17 protein-coding genes and 2 pseudogenes are annotated in these 17143 nt (G+C 71.0%); 10 read left to right on the top strand and 9 right to left on the bottom strand.

The features are described 5' to 3' along the window. The first annotated feature begins 148 nt into the window (after window positions 1-148). The 4 genes and pseudogenes from FL583_RS29880 to FL583_RS29865 all read left to right on the top strand — a co-directional run bounded on the left by FL583_RS29880 (window position 149) and on the right by FL583_RS29865 (window position 3491). Entirely contained in the window at window positions 149-1570 is a 1422-nt protein-coding gene (locus FL583_RS29880) for a sugar transferase (protein ID WP_205752573.1), read from the top strand. A gap of 451 nt (window positions 1571-2021) precedes the next feature. After that, window positions 2022-2322, top strand: a pseudogene (locus FL583_RS43150) (transposase); the annotation flags it as partial. 130 nt (window positions 2323-2452) lie between these two features. Continuing rightward, window positions 2453-2723, top strand: a pseudogene (locus FL583_RS43145) (IS5 family transposase); the annotation flags it as partial. A gap of 114 nt (window positions 2724-2837) precedes the next feature. Beyond that, window positions 2838-3491 carry an HAD family hydrolase gene (locus FL583_RS29865; protein ID WP_205752571.1) on the top strand — a complete coding sequence of 218 codons (654 nt, stop codon included), beginning with the start codon at window positions 2838-2840 and terminating at the stop codon, window positions 3489-3491. Between the two features lie 21 nt (window positions 3492-3512). Here the strand turns inward: FL583_RS29865 and FL583_RS29860 are convergent, their stop codons facing one another. Next, entirely contained in the window at window positions 3513-4736 is a 1224-nt protein-coding gene (locus FL583_RS29860) for an MFS transporter (protein WP_205752570.1), read from the bottom strand. Between the two features lie 83 nt (window positions 4737-4819). Between FL583_RS29860 and FL583_RS29855 the strand changes: the two genes are divergently transcribed. After that, on the top strand, window positions 4820-5128 hold the full coding sequence (locus FL583_RS29855) for an ArsR/SmtB family transcription factor (protein WP_142708193.1): 309 nt from the start codon (window positions 4820-4822) through the stop codon (window positions 5126-5128). Window positions 5129-5179: 51 nt separating this feature from the next. Here the strand turns inward: FL583_RS29855 and FL583_RS29850 are convergent, their stop codons facing one another. Next, a complete protein-coding gene (locus FL583_RS29850; RefSeq protein ID WP_142708192.1) occupies window positions 5180-6358 on the bottom strand; it encodes a WD40 repeat domain-containing protein in 1179 nt (392 codons plus the stop codon). A gap of 615 nt (window positions 6359-6973) precedes the next feature. Next, window positions 6974-7453 (bottom strand): hypothetical protein, encoded by a 480-nt coding sequence (locus FL583_RS29845; protein ID WP_142708191.1) that lies wholly within the window; start codon window positions 7451-7453, stop codon window positions 6974-6976. Between the two features lie 254 nt (window positions 7454-7707). On the opposite strand from FL583_RS29845, the gene FL583_RS29840 reads away from it, so the two are divergent. After that, the gene (locus tag FL583_RS29840) at window positions 7708-8727 is read left to right on the top strand and encodes a glycoside hydrolase family 6 protein (RefSeq protein WP_170323937.1); all 1020 of its coding nucleotides are present in this window, start codon (window positions 7708-7710) and stop codon (window positions 8725-8727) included. On the opposite strand, the gene FL583_RS29835 is transcribed toward FL583_RS29840, so the two are convergent. Beyond that, the gene (locus tag FL583_RS29835; protein WP_240746858.1) at window positions 8691-9836 is read right to left on the bottom strand and encodes an RNA polymerase sigma factor; all 1146 of its coding nucleotides are present in this window, start codon (window positions 9834-9836) and stop codon (window positions 8691-8693) included. The two genes, FL583_RS29840 and FL583_RS29835, sit on opposite strands and share 37 nt — an antisense overlap. A 47-nt stretch (window positions 9837-9883) precedes the next feature. Further along, entirely contained in the window at window positions 9884-10267 is a 384-nt protein-coding gene (locus tag FL583_RS29830; protein WP_142708189.1) for a YciI family protein, read from the bottom strand. 99 nt (window positions 10268-10366) lie between these two features. Between FL583_RS29830 and FL583_RS29825 the strand changes: the two genes are divergently transcribed. Continuing rightward, window positions 10367-11140, top strand: coding sequence for a maleylpyruvate isomerase family mycothiol-dependent enzyme (locus tag FL583_RS29825; RefSeq protein WP_142708188.1), 774 nt, complete (start codon window positions 10367-10369; stop codon window positions 11138-11140). On the opposite strand, the gene FL583_RS29820 is transcribed toward FL583_RS29825, so the two are convergent. Beyond that, window positions 11085-11930, bottom strand: coding sequence for an oxygenase MpaB family protein (locus tag FL583_RS29820; RefSeq protein ID WP_142708186.1), 846 nt, complete (start codon window positions 11928-11930; stop codon window positions 11085-11087). The genes FL583_RS29825 and FL583_RS29820 overlap by 56 nt on opposite strands. Window positions 11931-12091: 161 nt before the next feature. Here FL583_RS29820 and FL583_RS29815 point away from each other — a divergent pair, with 161 nt between their 5' ends. Next, the gene (locus tag FL583_RS29815) at window positions 12092-12916 is read left to right on the top strand and encodes a serine/threonine-protein kinase (protein ID WP_142708185.1); all 825 of its coding nucleotides are present in this window, start codon (window positions 12092-12094) and stop codon (window positions 12914-12916) included. Between the two features lie 54 nt (window positions 12917-12970). Then, window positions 12971-13708 carry a GAF and ANTAR domain-containing protein gene (locus tag FL583_RS29810; RefSeq protein ID WP_142708184.1) on the top strand — a complete coding sequence of 246 codons (738 nt, stop codon included), beginning with the start codon at window positions 12971-12973 and terminating at the stop codon, window positions 13706-13708. On the opposite strand, the gene FL583_RS29805 is transcribed toward FL583_RS29810, so the two are convergent. After that, a complete protein-coding gene (locus tag FL583_RS29805; protein ID WP_142708183.1) occupies window positions 13686-13979 on the bottom strand; it encodes an STAS domain-containing protein in 294 nt (97 codons plus the stop codon). The two genes, FL583_RS29810 and FL583_RS29805, sit on opposite strands and share 23 nt — an antisense overlap. An 81-nt stretch (window positions 13980-14060) precedes the next feature. Continuing rightward, a complete protein-coding gene (locus FL583_RS29800) occupies window positions 14061-14759 on the bottom strand; it encodes an endonuclease/exonuclease/phosphatase family protein (RefSeq protein ID WP_142708182.1) in 699 nt (232 codons plus the stop codon). Between the two features lie 89 nt (window positions 14760-14848). Here FL583_RS29800 and FL583_RS29795 point away from each other — a divergent pair, with 89 nt between their 5' ends. Next, entirely contained in the window at window positions 14849-16459 is a 1611-nt protein-coding gene (locus FL583_RS29795; protein ID WP_170323936.1) for an alpha/beta hydrolase, read from the top strand. Window positions 16460-16892: 433 nt separating this feature from the next. Here the strand turns inward: FL583_RS29795 and FL583_RS40435 are convergent, their stop codons facing one another. Next, window positions 16893-17057: a hypothetical protein gene (locus FL583_RS40435; RefSeq protein ID WP_170323935.1), complete on the bottom strand. Its 165-nt coding sequence runs from the start codon at window positions 17055-17057 to the stop codon at window positions 16893-16895. Between the last annotated feature and the right edge of the window lie 86 nt (window positions 17058-17143).

The following is a 17143-nucleotide window of genomic DNA, read 5'->3' as shown; positions in this document are numbered from 1 at the left end:
CGGAATTGTGACGAGATCATTACGCGGTGGAGCGTAATCGTCGCATTACGCACTCGAACAATGCGTATGTACTACGTACCCGTTCCGATTTGTCGGACCAGGTTTCCAGGGGTGGGAAATGGCGGCGCAGGCAACTGGTGAGCACCCGGTGATCGATGTCGATGTCGATCCACCGGCGGAGCTCACCGAGCCCTCGGCACCGGTGCGCCCGGCTCGCACCGGCGTCAAGGGCGGCCTCCGCCGGCTGACCCCGCACCTCAAGGCCTGGTACCTGGTCCTGCCGGTCGACCTCGTGATGCTGTCGATCCCGGCCGTGTTCGCCACCGGCAACTTCAAGGCCGTGCTCTCGATGGCGGTGCTGACCGTCGCGCTGTTCGCCACCGGCGGCCGCTACCGCGCCCGCCTGCACCTGAGCATCCTCGACGAATTACCCCTGCTGGTCGGGCGTCTGCTGACCGCGGCGGCGATCGTCGCGGTGATCACCGCGCTGCGCCACGAAGACACCGTCATCCTCGGCAACTTCCTGCGCGCGGCGGCCGCGGCCATCGGCCTGGTGATCGTCGGGCGCTTCCTGACCGGATGGGTCATCCTGTACGGACGCCGGGCCCGGCTGGTCGCCCACGGCACGGTGCTGGTCGGCACCGGCGAGGCGGCGATCGAGCTCACCGACCTGCTCCGCCGCTACCCCCAGTACGGCCTGCGGGTCGTCGCGCACGTCAGCGACGCCGGCCCGGTCGCCGGGGTCGACGTGCCCTGGCGCGGCGGGCTCGACCAGCTCGACAACGCGATCCGGGTCACCGGCGCCGACGTCCTGCTCGTCGCCGACACGTCCGACGACGCCCGGCTGGTCGACCTGGTGCGTCGCCCCCGCGCGGCCCGCTGTGACCTGCTCGTCGTTCCGCGGATGCGGGAGTTCCACACCCAGACCGGGCTGCCCGACCACATCGGCGCGATCCCGATCATGCGGATCCGTCAGCCCCGGCTCAACGGGCCGATGTGGCTGGCCAAGCGCGGGGTCGACCTGGTGTTCGCGTCGATCGCGCTGGTGCTGGTGAGCCCGTTGCTGGCCGTGATCGCGCTGGCGGTGCGGCTCGAGGGTGGGCCCGGGGTGCTGTTCAAGCAGCAGCGCATCGGGCTCGCCGGGCGGCCGTTCATCCTGCTGAAGTTCCGGTCGATGCGTCCGGTGAACGAGGCCGAGTCGGCGACCAACTGGTCGATCGCGCAAGACAACCGGGTCGGGCCGGTCGGCAAGGTGCTGCGCCGGACGTCGATGGACGAGTTGCCGCAGCTCTGGAACATTCTGCGCGGCGACATGACGATCGTGGGGCCGCGGCCGGAGCGTCCGTTCTTCGTCGAGCGGTTCTCGGCCGAGCACCGCCGGTACGCGTACCGGCACCGGGTGCCGGCCGGGTTGACCGGGCTCGCGCAGGTCAGTGGCCTGCGCGGTGACACTCCGATTTCCGACCGGGCCCGGTTCGACAACTACTACATCGAGAACTGGTCGCTCTGGCTCGATGTGAAGGTCTTCATCCGCACGTTCATCGAGGTGCTCCGCGCCGGCGGCCGCTGATCCGGGCGGCCGATCGGGCCGGTGACGCGGATCGCCTCCGGCACCGGACCGGCCGACGGTGCGTCGTTGTCCTGACGGCGCGGCGCGGCCAGTTGTGCTCGACAACATCGGTCTGGCGCTGCGCAGGGGCTCATCGGAGCAGCGCCGCAGGCGTGTGTGCCTTCCACCCCGGCTCCGCGGCTCGTCCCCCGTGGCGGGGCGCTCGGATCTTTCTGATGCGCAGCGTGACGTACCGGAGTGTCATGGCCGGTGGCGGGCCGTTTACGGGTTGGTCCGCCTCTGGGCGCGGGCCGGTGTCCGGGGTCGGATTTTCACCGCGTTCCCGGCCCGCGCGGACGCCGCCGGGTTGACCACCTGAGACGTGTCAGTCGCTTCGACGGCCAGCCGGGCGCATCAGCATGCCGCGGGTTCGTCGGGAAAGGCTGATCATGACCGCGTACCGAAGGCCGTGATGAGCTGTGTGCCCGATGGTGTTGCCCGCGTCGACTCGCTCGGCTCGCTGGCCGGGTTGAGGGAGGCGTTTCACGCCTGTCTGACCCGGCGGCCGGACGCGTTGTTCGAGTTGACCAACGCGGTGCTTTGCGCGGACGGACCGGTGCGGTCGCTGGTCGAGTTGTCCCTGGTCGGCGAGCATCGACGCGGTCACGGGTCGCTCTATGCGGTCCTGCGGCCGGATCGACGTCGCGGGCCTGCACACTGCGCTGGCCGGGACGCCGTTGCCACGCGCCGCGGACGGGCGGATCGTGCTGGCCGCGGCCGGAAACGACCGCGGGCGAAGACCTGGCGTTCTCACCGCAGTGCAACTGCGCGCCGTGGTCGACCGGCTGATCACGGCCGGGCACTGACGCCGGGCGATCGGCACATTCTGGTGGTGGCGGCTGACCGGGCGGCGTCCATGACGAACCCACCGATCACGGCCTCGGACGCTCCCGCGGTCGACTCACGACCAAGACACATCCGGCCGGCGGGCAGGGCCAGAAAGTCCCCGCGCTGATCGTGACCTCGAGACACCGCGGCGACAGGCCGCAGTTCATCCCGCCGCGTCCGGGTCGCCCGGCCCGGCGGTGGTCGGCCCCGGACCCGCCTTGACCTGGTGCTGGCCGACAAGGCCCACACCAGCCGGGCCAGCCGTGCTCACGTTCGACCCGCAGGACCACCGGCTGCGCCATGCCCGGCGCAGCGCGCGACTTTTGCCCTCGGCTCCCTCGTCGGGTCTCCGCTCGGAGGAAACTTCACCGCACATCGGTGGGGCGGGAACATTGGGGCCGTGCGGGCGGCGAAATTAGTGATCTTTGACTGCGACGGGGTGCTCGTGGACAGCGAGCGGCTCATTCAAGAGGTCGACATGGCCATGATCGGGCGCCTCGGGTGGCCCATCACTCGCGACGAGATCTTCGCCGAGCATCTGGGCCGCAGCGAGGCCGCCATCATTGCCAACATCGAGCGGCGGGTGGGACGGCCAGTGCCGGCCGACTTCATCTCGGCCAAGGCGGCAGCTTATGACTCGATACTCCGCTCGCGGTTGGTCGCGGTGGCGGGCGTCTCGGAGGCGATCACCCTTCTGCGGTCGGGCGGGGCGCGCCTGTGTGTGGCGTCCTCGTCCGGGCACGCGCGGATCCGGTTGAGCCTGGACCTCACCGGCCTGCGGACCTTCTTCGCCGACGATCAGATCTTCAGCGCCGAGGACGTGGCCCATGGCAAACCGGCACCTGATCTGTTTCTTCTCGCTGCCTCTCGGATGAGTACTTCGGCGCAGCGTTGCGTCGTCGCGGAGGACAGTCCGGCCGGGGTTGCGGCGGCCAAGGCGGCCGGGATGCGGGTCGTCGGGTACTGCGGGCTGACCCCGGCCGGCCTCCTCGGCGACGCCGACTTGCTCGTCAGCCAGATGACCGACCTTCCGGCCGCGATCGCCGCCCTCTGACGCCCGACGAGAACCCCTTACTCAAACCCCCTGCTCAACGACAACCGGGCACCCCCGCGCCCCCGTCGAACGGCCCCCCTCCGCCGGGCGGCGGGACGCCGCCACGACCGCCAGAGCCAACGCAACCACCACAGCGGCATAACCCACCGCCGTCTCCCGCAGACCGATCCGCGGCGTCAACACCCCCGCGATCACCGCCGGAACGCTGAACCCCACATACGACACCACGTAGATCGCACCGAACAGCGCGGCCCGCTCGTCCGGCGGGGCCAGCGACGACAGCGACCGGAACGCACCCAGGAAGCCCGCCCCGAAGCCCGCGCCGGCAACCGCCGACCCCAGGAAGAACCCCACGGCCGACGCATCCAGCAGCGCCACCAGCGAACCCACCGTGCCCAGCGCCAGCAGGGCAGCCCCGACGGTCATGACCCGGCCCGGATCGCGCGAGCTCCCGACGATGCCGGCGAGCGCTCCGGCCCCGGCGAGCACGGTCACGACCAGCCCGGCCACGACGTGGCTCCGCACTCCGAGCACGTTCGACGTCAGCGACGCACCGAGCGACAGGTACAACCCGCCCATCGCCCAGGTCGCGACCAGCACCGGCGACGCGGCCAGGAACGCCGCCCTCGCCGGCCGGGGCACCCCCAGCCGCGGACGCAACGCGGCCAGCGCACCCGGCCGACGGGAAATCGTCGACGGCAGGGCCAGGACCAGCACCGCGAGCAGCGCGAAGGCCACGGTCAGGCCGGCGAACACCACGGTCGTCGGCGACCCCGCGTACTGCACCAGCAACCCGGACACGAGCGCGCCGAGCGCCAGGCCGGTCATCGGCAGCACGCTGTTGATCATCGCGCCGAGCCGGGCCCACCCCGGGGGCAGCAGGTCGACCAGCGTCGCGCTGATCGTGCCGGTGGCGACGCCGGTGGCCAGGCCCTGCACGATCCGGGCGACGATCAGCCCACCGAGCCCGTCGGCGGTCAGGAACACCGCCATGCCGAGCGTCTCGACGACCAGCGCGGCCAGCAGCACCGGACGTCGACCGAGGTAGTCCGACAGACGCCCGACCGTCACCAAGGCGGCCAGCAGAGCCACGACGTACACGGCGAAGACGACGGTCAGCATCGGCGTCGAGAAGCCCCACCGGGCCTGGTAGACGACGTACAACGGCGAGGGGGCGCTGGCCGCGGCCGTGAACGCCAACAACGCGAGCGCGACGAGCCAGAAGCCCAAGATGCGCCTGTACACGATTCCTCCTCAGACCGTTCCACTTTCTTCGAACGGTCCGAACGGTACGTCGCCACCTCCCACGGTTCAAGTATTCTCGAACCATGCCGGAACGTGAACTGCCCCACCCGTCGACCGAGGAGTTCGTCCTCACCGACGTGCTCTTCGCGCTGAGCGACCCCAACCGGCTGACGATCGTCCGGCAGCTGGCCGAGGGACCGATGGAGACGGCGAGCTGCCAGACGCTGGGCGGCGAGATGCCGAAGTCGACCCGCTCGCACTACCTCAAGACGCTGCGCGAGGCCGGCATCATCCGCAACGTCGCGCACGGCCGGGAGCGGATGGTCAGCCTCCGTCGCGAAGACCTCGACCACCGCTTCCCCGGCCTGCTCACCTCAGTCCTCGAGGCCTGACGGCCCCGGAGATCCTGACGGCCCCGAGAATCCTGACGGCCCCGAAAAGGATCAAGTACTCCAGATCCGGACCGACCCGTCCGTCTCCGCCGCGGCCAGGTACTTGCCCGTCGGGCTGAACGACATCGCATCGACGAACCGGAACTCGCCGGGCGGCGGGTTGCCGACCGGCGCGAGCGTCGCCGGGTCGTACAGCCGCACCGGCCCGGCGATGCTCGCGCAAGCGAGCATCTTGCCGTCCGGCCGGAACGCGAACGCGCCGATCGAATCGGTCTTCGCCGCCTTCAACGTCTTCCCGGTACGCGCGTCCCACATGTGCAATCCGGACGCGCTGACGGTCGCGACCACGCGGCCGTCCGGACGGTAGACGAGTTCGTCGCCGATCGTGCCGACCGTGGTGGACGGCGAATCCGCCTGCCGAATGCGCTCGTGCGACTCGGCGTCGAAGAACGCGACCGAACCGTCGTCGGAGAGCGTCGCGAGCACTTTTCCGTTCGGGCTGAACTGCACCGCGGTCGCCGCGACTTTGTACTCCGACCCCTCCGGAGCGGTCGTGATCGGCTCGCCGATCTGCTGACCGTTGTACGGGTTCCAGAGCCGGACCGTGCCGTCCGCGCTCGCCGTCGCGACCGACTGCCGGTCGGGCGCGAACGAGACGCCGTTGATGACGCCCATCCGCCCGGCGCCGAACGGCTTGGTCACCAGCTTGCCGGTGTCGAGGTTCCAGATCTCCACCGAGCCGCGCATACCGCCCGCGACCAGCCGTTTCCCGTCCGCGCTGAAGTCGAGCGACTTGAGGTCCTGAGCCCCGGACGTCATCGCGCCCATCGTCGAGTCGAAGCGCGCGAGGCGGGACTTGCGGCCGACCTTGAACAGCGTGATCGTGCCGTCGGTGTTCGCGGTCGCGAAGAGGTCGCCGTATTGCCGGTCGAACTTGATGTCGTTCGCTTTCACGTCGACGTTGGCGGCAATTTTCCAGGTCGGCCCGAATGGGGACGGCGACGGGGAGGCAGCGACGGTCGGTGTCTCGGCCCGATTGGCCCGCGGATAAGCGAGAACCGCGGCCGCGGCCATCCCGACGATGAGCAGGACGGCCGCACCGCCGAGAATCCAGCTCCAATTCGAGCGCTTTACCGGCGGTTCGTCGACGAACTCCGGATCTTCTTCTCCGGCCAGTAGCGCCTGAATGCGCGCAGCGAATGCGTGGTCGCGGTCCAATTCGAATTGCAAGGTCCGAATTGCCGCGTCCTTGGCGTCGTCGTCCGTGGGTTGCTCCGTGATTCGCTGGTAGGCGCCACGTCCTACGTCGCTGAGCAGCAGACGGTCGGTAACCACCCTGATCAGCGGTTCCGAAGCGTCGGTGATCTCGGCATCTGCCGGGTTCGCGTCCCCTCGCGACAATCGACTGGTTATCACCTCGATGGCCTGAGATGCGGGGGCTGCCTCCACGGCGGGTTCTCCCTGTGACAGAAGTGGCGCTCGGCGGCCGTGGATCGGCCGGGCGGAACAAGCAGGAGAGTAACCTGCCGACCTGGCTCGCAGGCTGCGCTCAGCGCATTTCTGTGCTTACGGCTGATGTCGGTTTTCCGCACTCTTTATTGAGTGACCGGCAAAAACCGCACTTCGCTACAGAAGCCGGACCGGGACGGCCAGCGCCTCTCCGATCTCCGCCGCCGCACGCACGAACCCGGCCGACGGCCCACCCACCGGATCGTCGATGTCCAGCCCGGGCGAGCCCGCTCCGCGGCTCGCGCCCAGGACGTGCGAGCGGTGCCCCCCATCCGCGGGTGCCCGCGCTGCTCACCGCGACCGCGCCCCCGAACCGGGCCCGCAGAGAAGCCTGCCCTATCGAACTACCTCCGCCCACGTCCCATCGTGGTTCACCGAGATCCGGTACGACAGGCTCTCGCCGTCGCCGAACGCGATCTGGCAGTCGTAGTAACCGGTGCCGTCCGGGTTGACGGACTCCTCGACGCAGTCGGCCTCGCTGACCGCGACGCCGGCCGCGCTGCTGGCCTCGATCTCCTGCTCGAGCTGGGCGGTGGTCATCACGGTCGAGGCCGACTCGATGTAGCCCGGCAGCCAGACCGCGACGAGCAGCCCGAACGCGAGCGTCCAGATCGCGAAACTGCCGACGAGGGCCCCGCCGAAGACCGCCCAGTAGCGGCCGGACGGGAGACCGAGGGCACGGGCGTCGTCGGCTCGGCGGGCCGCCGAGATCGCACCGAAGATCCCGAAGATCACCGTGAAGACCGCGACCGGCCAGGCCTTGGGCCCCTCCGCGAACGGAGCCGACTGATACCACGGCACATCGAATGTAGGCACGCCCCCAGGCGGATAAGCAGCCGCCCCCCGCGTCCACGCCGGAGTCGGCTCCGCCGCCCCCGCCCCGGAAGAGGACGCAGGGCTCTCAGGCATCGTCATGAGGGGTCTCCTGGGGAGGTCGTAGGTCGCCCCCCTGACGTCGACCCAGCCCCGCAGATATCGCGCCCGAACCACCCACCGCTCCCATCCCGCACCGAAGCCCTCAACCCACCCGCCGCCCGGCCGATCAGAACCACATGCAACGGGGACTCTCCGTGCTTGCCGCCGCCGCACTCGGCCTGACCACGCTCACCGCGGCCGCGCCGACCTCGGACACGCTCGGCTACGCGTTCAACAAGAGCACCGCGCTCGCGAGCCTCGCCGCGGTGTCCCCGGACGCCCAGCGCACGCTCGTCCGCGGCCGCACGCTCTTCACCGCCCCGGGCAGCGCCGCCGCGGTCGCGCTGGCCAAGACCCCGAAGTCCCAGACCCGCAACCGCACGCTGCTCACCAAGATCGCGAACCAGCCCCAGGCCGTCTGGTTCGGCGACTGGCTCACCCCGGCCAAGGCCCGCACCCAGGCGACGTCGCTGGTCGCGGCGGCCAGGAAGAAGAACGCGCTGCTGCCGGTCGTCCTCTACAACATCCCGTTCCGCGACTGCCACGGCTACTCGGCCGGCGGCGCGAAGAGCGACACCGCCTACCGCACCTGGATCGACCAGGTCTCGGCCGGGCTGGCCGGCGGCCGCGTCGCGGTCGTCCTCGAGCCGGACGCGCTGCCGCACCTCGACTGCCTCACCAGCGCCCGGCAGGCGGCCCGCCTCGCGCTGATGCGCTACGCGGTCTCCCGCCTCACGACCAAGGCCGGCATCGCCGTCTATCTGGACGCCGGGCACAGCGCGTTCAAGCCCGCGGCGACGATGGCCACCCGGCTCCAGCAGGCCGGCGTCGACCAGGCCGCCGGCTTCGCGCTCAACGTCGCGAACTTCCAGAACACCGACGGCGAGGTCGCCTACGGACGGCAGATCTCCGCGGCCACCGACGACGCGCACTTCGTCGTCGACGTGAGCCGCAACGGCAACGGGCCCTGGACCGGCACCCAGGCCTGGTGCAACCCGCCCGGCCGGGCGCTCGGCCCACGCCCCACGACCAGCACCGACGACCCGCTGCTGGACGGGGAGCTGTGGATCAAGACGATCGGCCTCTCGGACGGCGCCTGCCGGCTCGGCGCTCCCAACGCCGGCGTCTGGTGGCAGGCCTACGCCATCGGCTTGGCCTCGCGCGCGCACTGGTGAATACGTCCGCGTAGGAATTCCTGCTCAGCCGGGTTGGAGGTCAGCGTCAACGCCGAGGCGTAGGCGTCCAGAGCCTCGGAGGGCCGGCCCAGACGGCGGAGCAGGTCCGCACGGACCGCATGGAACAGGTAGTAACCGTCCAGCGCGAGCCCGTTCACCAGCTCCAGAGCCGAAGCCGGGCCGGAGACCTCAGCCACCGCCACGGCCCGGTTGAGCGCGACCACCGGCGTCGGGGTCATCGTCAGCAGCTGGTCGTAGAGCTGCTTGATCTGCGTCCAGTCCGGCGACGGCCCGTCGCTGTGGACGGCGGCGATCGCCGCCTGCACCTGGTACGGACCCGGCTGCCCGCGGCGCAGGCACTGCCGGACCAGCGCGTGGCCTTCGGCCACCAGCTCCGCGTCCCAGGCCGAACGGTCCTGTTCTCCGATGCGGACGAGAGACCCGCCGGCGTCCGTACGCGCCGGACGACGGGCCTCGGCCAGCAGCATCAACGCGAGCAGCCCCCGGGCCTCGGGTTCGTCCGGCATCAGCTCGACCAGCAGCCGCCCGAGCCGGACCGCCTCCGCGCCGAGCTCGGAACGATCCAGCGCGGTGTACCCCTCGTTGAACACGAGGTAGATCACGGCCAGGACGCCACGCAGGCGATCGGGCAGGTCGGCTTCCCGGGGAACGCGGTACGGGATGCGGGCCGCGCTGATCTTCTTCTTGGCCCGGGTGATCCGGGCGGCCATCGTGGCCTCCGAGACCAGGAACGCCCTGGCGATCTCCGGGGTGGTCAGCCCGCCGAGCAGCCGGAGCGTCAGCGCGACCCGGGCCGCGGGCGCGAGCGCCGGGTGGCAGCACGTGAAGATCAGCCGCAGCCGGTCGTCCGTCACGATTCCCACCTCCTCGGGCAGCCCGGGATCCAGCAGCGCCGCCGCCCGCTGCCGGGCGTCCCGGGTGCTCTCCCGACGCAGCCGGTCGATCGCCCGGTTCCGGGCGGTCGTGATCAGCCAGCCGGCCGGGCTCGGCGGCACCCCGTCGGACGGCCAACGCTCGACGGCGGCCGCGAACGCGTCCTGGGCGCACTCCTCGGCCAGGTCGACGTCGCCGCACTGACGGATCAGCACGGCGACGACCCGCCCGTACTCGGCCCGGTAGAGGCCGTCGAGAGAAGTCAGGACTCCACCCGGAAGAACGGGCGCACCTCGATCGGGAGGCCGATCGTGGCCGCGGTGCGGCGGCCCCAGCGCAGGGCCTCGTCCAGGTCGTCGGCCTCGATGATCGTGAACCCGCCGAGGTACTCCTTGGCTTCGATGAACGGCCCGTCGGTGAGCAGGACCTCGTCGGACGAGAGGGTCCCGTCGGGCCGTAGCGAACCGGTCGCCTGCAGCACGGTCGCGGTCTCCGGGGCCTCCAGGCCGCCGGAGAACACCCACGCTCCGGCGTCCTTCATCTCCTGCTGGAGCTTCCCGAGGTTCACCATGATGACGTTCAGCGCCTCCGGGGCAGGCGGCTCGCCGCCCGTGGGCTGGTAGACGCTGAGCAGGTACTGAGCCATGTCGATCTCCGTTCCTCGTTGTACCGGTAGTACGAACGGCACCGCCCCGAATCGACAGACCCTTGCGGCGGATCCCCGCTACCCACTTACATGGCCATCATGAGCGCTCCGGACGTCGAGACGCCGATCAGTGCACTGGCCCGCATCGACCATGCCGAGGCCATGGACCTCACGGTCACCGAGCACGACCGCTTCTACACCCTGCTCGACGGCCTGGCTCCGGACGAGTGGGCCCGCGCCACCGACTGCCAGGGCTGGGACGTCCGGGCGATCGCCGTGCACGTGCTCGGGTCGGCGAGAGCGCAGGCGTCGGTGCGCGAGCTGGTCCGGCAGGTCCGGGCCGGGCGTCGGAGCGGGCAGAAGCGCTGGCGCGACCGGGCCAACGCGGCCCAGCTCGCCGAGGGGGCGGCGCTGAAGCCCGACGCGCTCCCGGACCTCTGGGCGGTCGCGTCCTACCAGGCGTTACACGCTCGGCAGCGGATCCCGGGCCCGGTGCGCGCGCTGCCGCTGCTGCCGCTGGGGACGGTCGACGGGGTGAAGTTCGGCTGGAAGCCGGTCGAGTACCTGTACGGGATCGGGTTCACCCGCAGCGTGTGGATGCACCGGCTCGACATCACGGGCGCGACGGGACGCGAGCCGCACACCACCCCCGAGCACGACGGACGGATCGTCGCCGACCTGGTGGCCGAGTGGGCCGGCACGCACAGCGAGCCGTTCACGCTGCGGCTCACCGGCCCGGCCGGCGGCAAGTTCGTGCGCGACCCTGACCACCCGGGCGAGGTCGTCGAGCGGGACGCGGTGGAGTTCGCGCGGATCCTCACCGGGCGATCCCCGGGCGAGGGCGTGCTGCGGCACCCGCTGCCTCTCGTGTGACCCGGCGCTGGGCCTCGTAGGCCCGCGAGATCAGCCGGATTCGGTCCGGCATCCGGCGCCAGACCGCGGCCAGCGTCCGCATGACCCGGCGGAACCGGCGTTCGTCCCGGTCGGTCCAGGTGATCCCCAGCTTCTCCCGGACGACGGGCGGGAACACACCGTAATTCAGCCAGCGCAGCGGCCGGGCGATCAGCGGCGCGGACGCCCGCCAGAGGACTCGCGGCACGCCCGGGTAGGCGACGTCTCCGAAGTGGTCGAACAGCGCTAGCAGTCGTAACGCGGCCGGCGTCGCTTCCAGTTCGGACGAACACATCCGGTCCCAGTAGGCGCAGAACGCGTCGTAGTCGGGTGGTACCGGTCGCATCGACAGCCCGTACATCGCGTACCAGTCGATCGACTCCCGGTAGAGCTGGTCCTTCTCGGCCCGGGTCAATACCGTGCCGCCGATCTCGATGCCGAAGAAGATCGCCCGGACGAACGTGGCGTGGGCCCAGTAGAACGTGCCGGGGTCGAGCGCGTGGTAGCCCGGCCCGGAGATCGGTTCGTGGTACTTCCGGATCCGTCGCGCGGTCTCGAGGGCGGCCGGACCGTCGTAGACCACGCCGATGATCTGTGGCAGTGACCGGATCAATCGGTCCCACGGGTCGTCGTAGACGTCCGAGTGCTCGGTGACGCCCGCCCCGAGCGGCGGGTACATGTTCTGGAGGATTCCGTAGGCGGCTCCGTGCAGATAACCGAGTCGCGAACCGAAGTTCCGCCACAGCAACGAGTCGGGCCCGAACGGCTCCATCTGACCTCCCGCGGTACGGATGGGACGACTGATACCGGTGTGAATCCGCCTCTTAAGTCAACCTAGTTTGTCCGTGAAATCAACGCTTGCGCGGCTAAATCGGCTCTGTACCCGCCTAACGTCCCGAATGAGGGTCATTCGGAACCGGTTTGGGGGAACCGATGCGGCTGATCGCAGGACGTTACGAATTACAGCGCGAACTCGGCGCCGGCGGCATGGGGGCCGTCTGGCTGGGCCGGGACCAACTGCTGCGGCGGTCGGTCGCGATCAAAGAGGTGCGGCTGGCGCCGATGGACGCCTCCGGCGCGACCCGGCTGACCGCGGCCGGGTTCGCGGAGGCCCGGACCGTCGCCGCGCTCAGCCACACGCACATCATCCCGGTGTACGACGTGGTGGAGCACCGGAGCCGGCCGTGGATCGTGATGCCCGCGGTCGAAGGCCCGACGCTGCAGCAGCGGGTCGCCGCCGACGGGCCGCTCCCGGTGGAGCTGGTCGCCCGGATCGGCGACGGGCTCGCGCAGGCGCTGGACACCGCGCACGGCCAGGGCATCATCCACCGCGACGTGAAGCCGGCGAACGTCCTGCTGTCGGACGAGGACCATCCCTGGCTCGCCGATTTCGGGATCGCGCAGTGGGACGAGGAGAAGACGCCCGCGGCCAAGGGGAGCGCCGGGTACGCGGCCCCGGAGCAGGTCCGGGGGGATCCGCCGACCCGGGCGGTGGACGTGTTCGGCCTCGGGGCGACGCTGTACTACGCGGTCGAGGGGGAGCACGCGTTCACGGGTGAGGACCCGTGGGCGACGCTGATGGCACCCTCGTGCGGGGCGCCCCGGAAGCCGGAGCGGGCCGGGTGGCTCGGGCCCGTGCTCGTACGGATGATGGCGCGGAACCCCGAGGACCGCCTGACCCTCGCCCAGGTCCGCCAGGCCCTGGCCGACCGCCGGATTCCCACCCGCTCCCGCCTGGACCGCCTCCGCCGCCGCTGACGCTGACGCGGTACCGTCGGTCGGAGTTGTCCGCGACCCGCGAAGCGAGGCCCGATGACGCCCGACGCCACCCGCGGCCCCGCCCACCGTGGCACGCCCACCGACTACACGCTGGCGATGCGTCTGTCCGATCTCGCCCGCGATCTCCAGGCCGAAGACCCGGAACAGACCATGCAGGGCATCGTCGTCGCCGCCGTCGAAACGATTCCGGGCGCGGCCCACGCCGGCATCTCCGAGGTCGAGCGCCGGCGCATCGTCCGCACGTCGGCCGCGACCGGCGACCTCGTCCGCGCGGTCGACCAGGCCCAGTACTCCACCGCCGAAGGCCCGTGCCTGGCCGCTCTGTTCGAGCACCGCACCGTCCACATTCCCGACACCAATGCCGAGTCCCGGTGGCCGACGTTCTCCGAAAAAGCGGCTGACCTCGGCGTCCGCAGTATCTTGTCGTTCCAGTTGTACGTGGCGAACGACAACCTCGGCGCGCTGAACCTCTACGCGCGGGAGCCGCGCGCGTTCGACGATGAGTCGGAAGACGTGGGCCTGCTGTTCGCCGCGCACGCGGCGGTCGCCATGGCGGACGCCCGCAAGGTGCAGCAACTCTCGCACGCGGTCAGCGTCCGCGATCAGATCGGCCAGGCCAAGGGCATCCTCATGGAGCGGCACAAGATCACCGGCGACCAGGCGTTCGCCCTGCTCGTCCGGGCCAGCCAGCACGCGAACGTCAAGCTCGTCGACATCGCGCGCTATCTCACCGAGACCGGCGAACTGGCTAAGCCGGGTGCAGCCCGCTGATCTCCAGCACGCGACGCACGATCGGCTGCGCGTCGACCAGCTGCAACGCCGACCCCAGGGCAGCCGCCGAGGCCTGCGCCATCACGAGCGCGGTCACCCCGCGCCCGTCGAGGAAGCGGACGTCGGCCAGGTCGACCGTGATCGGAACTCCGGGAACGAGCGCGTCCTCGACCGCGGAGACCACGCTCTCGGCCGTGACCATGTCGATCTCACCGTGCAATGCGACCCGAACCGACGCGGTGTTCAGGGCATTCTCGGGGGAAGTTGCCATCGGGGTGCCCCTCGGCTGATGTCGGCCGCCAACCCTCGCAAGCTGAAGGTATCGACCGTCGAGTTCACGGTAACAGCGCAATTACTCGGTCGCAGCGTGAGAAGGCGTCACGTTTGCTATCAGTGCGCGATGATCGCCGACCGCCAGGATCCGGGTGTGCAAGGACTCTACGGTGAGTCCCTGAGTGATCACGTAATCGATCGTCCGGTCGGGGTGGCGCAGCGGGAACGTGGTCAGCCCCGCGGTCGCCGACCACCCGGCGGCCTCGACCGCGGGCACCACCACCGACGGCGGCAGGTTCAGGTCGCCCATCAGCAGGTGCGGACCCGGCCGCCGACGCAGCACGTCGAGCACCGCGGCCAGCTGGATCTCGGCCAGCGCGGGCCGGAAGTCGAGGTGCGTGACCCCGACGGTCAGCGTCTCCCCGGCCGTGTGCACGTGCGCGAGCACCGCGACCCGCTGTTCGGCGCCCTCGTAGCGTGAGGTCTGGGGCAGGATCACGACCTCGCGATCGCCCAGGTCACCGTCGACCAGCAGCGCGTTGCCGTACTCGCCGCCCTCCATCTCCATCGCCGCGCCGAAGCACGACTGCATGCCGGTCGCCTCGGCCGCGAGCGCGGTCAGGTCGGTGCCCCCCGACCGGGTCGTGCACCGGTCGACCTCCTGCAGCGCGATCACCGAGGCGCCGAGCTCCTGGCAGGCCTTCCCGAGCAGCTGCGGCTCGACCGTGCCCCCCTCCGTGCGCGCGTGCTGGATGTTGAACGTTGCGACGGTGACCATAGCTACCGCTTACCCCACACTGGCGGGACACATGTTTCAGGCGCTCAATGGGTAGCGACCTGGAATTCCCCCGGCAGAGAGAGGACCCGATGGCCCTGCCGTACCCCACGCTGCCCGGTGACGTCGACCGGGCGGTGGCTGACGACCACGCCGCCGTGCTGCGCCTGCTCGAGCACCTGGAGACCGGCTCCGGCTCCCGCCGGACGCTCGCCGATCAGCTGGTGCACCGGTGTGCGTTGCTGTACGCGGGCATGGATCAGGTCGTTCTGGCGGAACTGCACAAGCATTCTGATTACGCCGACCCAGGCACCGCCGTGGGCCCGCGCACCACCGCAGGGCCCGGCGCCGTCGTCGAACCTGTTTCGCCGCCCAGGGGAGGGCCCAGCACCATCGCGGCCGACCTGATCGTCCCGGCCGGTCACCGGTCGATCGCGACGATCGTCGAGGAGGCGCGGGCCGGGGAGAACGCCAGCAAGGAACGGCTCGCGGTGCTGTCGGCCGCCGAGCCGGGGGAGCCGGAGTTCGAGCAGGCGCTGCTGCGGCTGATCGAGGGCACCCGGGTGCACGTCGCCCAGATCGAGGGGGAACTGCTGCCCGCGCTGCGGGGGTCCGGCGCCGACCTGCAGGCGCTCGGCCGGGATTACTACGAGGCGCGGCGGGCCGCCCCCGGCGACATCAACCCGGAGCCTCCCGGTGCCTCGCGCCTGGTCGCGGCCGTGACGTCGGTGTTCGACGGGCTGCTCGGCGACAAGTCGTCCGACCGGGACGAGCTGCTGGCGACCGACGCGTCCGGGCTGCTGGACCACGACGCACAGCTGGTGGTGGACGAGTACGCCCGGCTGCGGCCGACCGCGCCCGACCTGCTGACGCCCGAGGCGGCCCGCAGGCAACCGTCGCTGCGGAACGTCGTCTCGGTGCCCGACCCGGAGCCGGCCGAGCGGCGCACGATCGACGGCGTGCCGGTCGTGGTGTTCCGGCCGGCCGGGGTCGAGGAGACGCTGCCGGTCGTCGTGTTCGCGCACGGCGGTGGTGGGGTGATCGGATCGGCGGCGAACACGACCGCCCAGGCGCTCTGCGATCAGCTCGACTGCGTGGTGCTGAGCGTGGAGTACCGGCTCGCGCCCGAGCACCCATTCCCGGCCGGGCACGACGACGTCCGGGCGGTGCTGGAGTGGGCGCTGGCGTCGGCGGCCGACGTGGGCGGCGACCCGGCTCTGGTGGTGGCGGCCGGCGAGTCGATGGGGGCGAACATGGTCGCTGCGGCTGCGCTGGCGATGCCGGTCGGTCTGCGGCCGGTCGCGCAGTTGCTGATCACGCCGGTGACGACGTCGACCCAGGAGACGCCGTCGATGCTCGACGCGGCCGATGCGGCGCTGCTGGACCGCCCGGCGGTCGACTGGTTCCTGATGCACCTGTTCGCCGACCCGGCCGACGCGCTGGACCCGCGGTTCGCGCTGCTCGAGGCGCCGGCGTCGACGCTCGAGGCCGCGCCGCCGACGCACGTGATCACCGCCGACCGCGATCCGCTCCGGGATCAGGGCGAGCAGTTCGCGGCGCGGCTGGCCGAAGCGGGCGTCCCGACGACGGTCGCTCGGTATCCGGGTGTTCCGCACACGTTCTTCGCCCTGGGAGCTGACGTCCAGGCCTCGGTGCAGGCCCAACTGGACGCCGCCGAAGCCCTCCGCCCCTACCTCAGCTAGCCCTTTGGCCCTGACCCGGGGCCGCCCAGGACCGCGCCGCCGATCGCCCGCGGCGGGGCCGCACCGGATGGGGCCAGCGAGCGTCGCGATCGCCGTTCCGCTGTGGTCCACGCTCACCCTCACGTCGCCCGGGCCGCAACTCCGGGCGGCAAAGAGGGCTCCCGGCCTCTTCATGGCCACCCGGCCGGTCGCATGACGGGTCGTGGCTGATGAGACCTACTCGCGCCTCGAACCGCGCCGCTGCGGCGCCGCACGATCGTCGTGACGAGCGTTCCTGTTCGAGCAGGCGGAACCTGCGATCGACGTCGAACCAGCGGAGGAAGGCCGGCCAGAGCCGGTCGACCTCGGCGGTGTTGAGGCCGGTGGTCGAGGACCAGAGCCAGATCGGTTTCGGGACCGCGCCGGAGGGGGAGCCGGTCGACCTCCGAACGGATCATGATCCCCTCGAGAATCGGCAGGTCCGGACAGTCGGCGCGGCCGCCCCCAGGTTGCCGGCGGCCGTGCGGGTGGCCAGGCCGGTGCCGGGCGGCGCAGAACCCGGCCCGAGCGCATCCGGGTCAGCACGGATCCACCGCCGGATCCCGTCGAACGTGGTCATGCCGCCTCGTCACCGCGGGCTTGAAGGGTCACGGGCACAAGCGCGAGCCCTACGCACGATTTGACGACTTCCCGGTCCTACCGAAG

Origin of the sequence: Cryptosporangium phraense, assembly GCF_006912135.1 — a bacterium.
Classification (GTDB): Bacteria; Actinomycetota; Actinomycetes; order Mycobacteriales; family Cryptosporangiaceae; genus Cryptosporangium; species Cryptosporangium phraense.
Note: the sequence above shows the minus strand (reverse complement) of the source record. Positions and strands in the feature narration are given on the sequence as shown.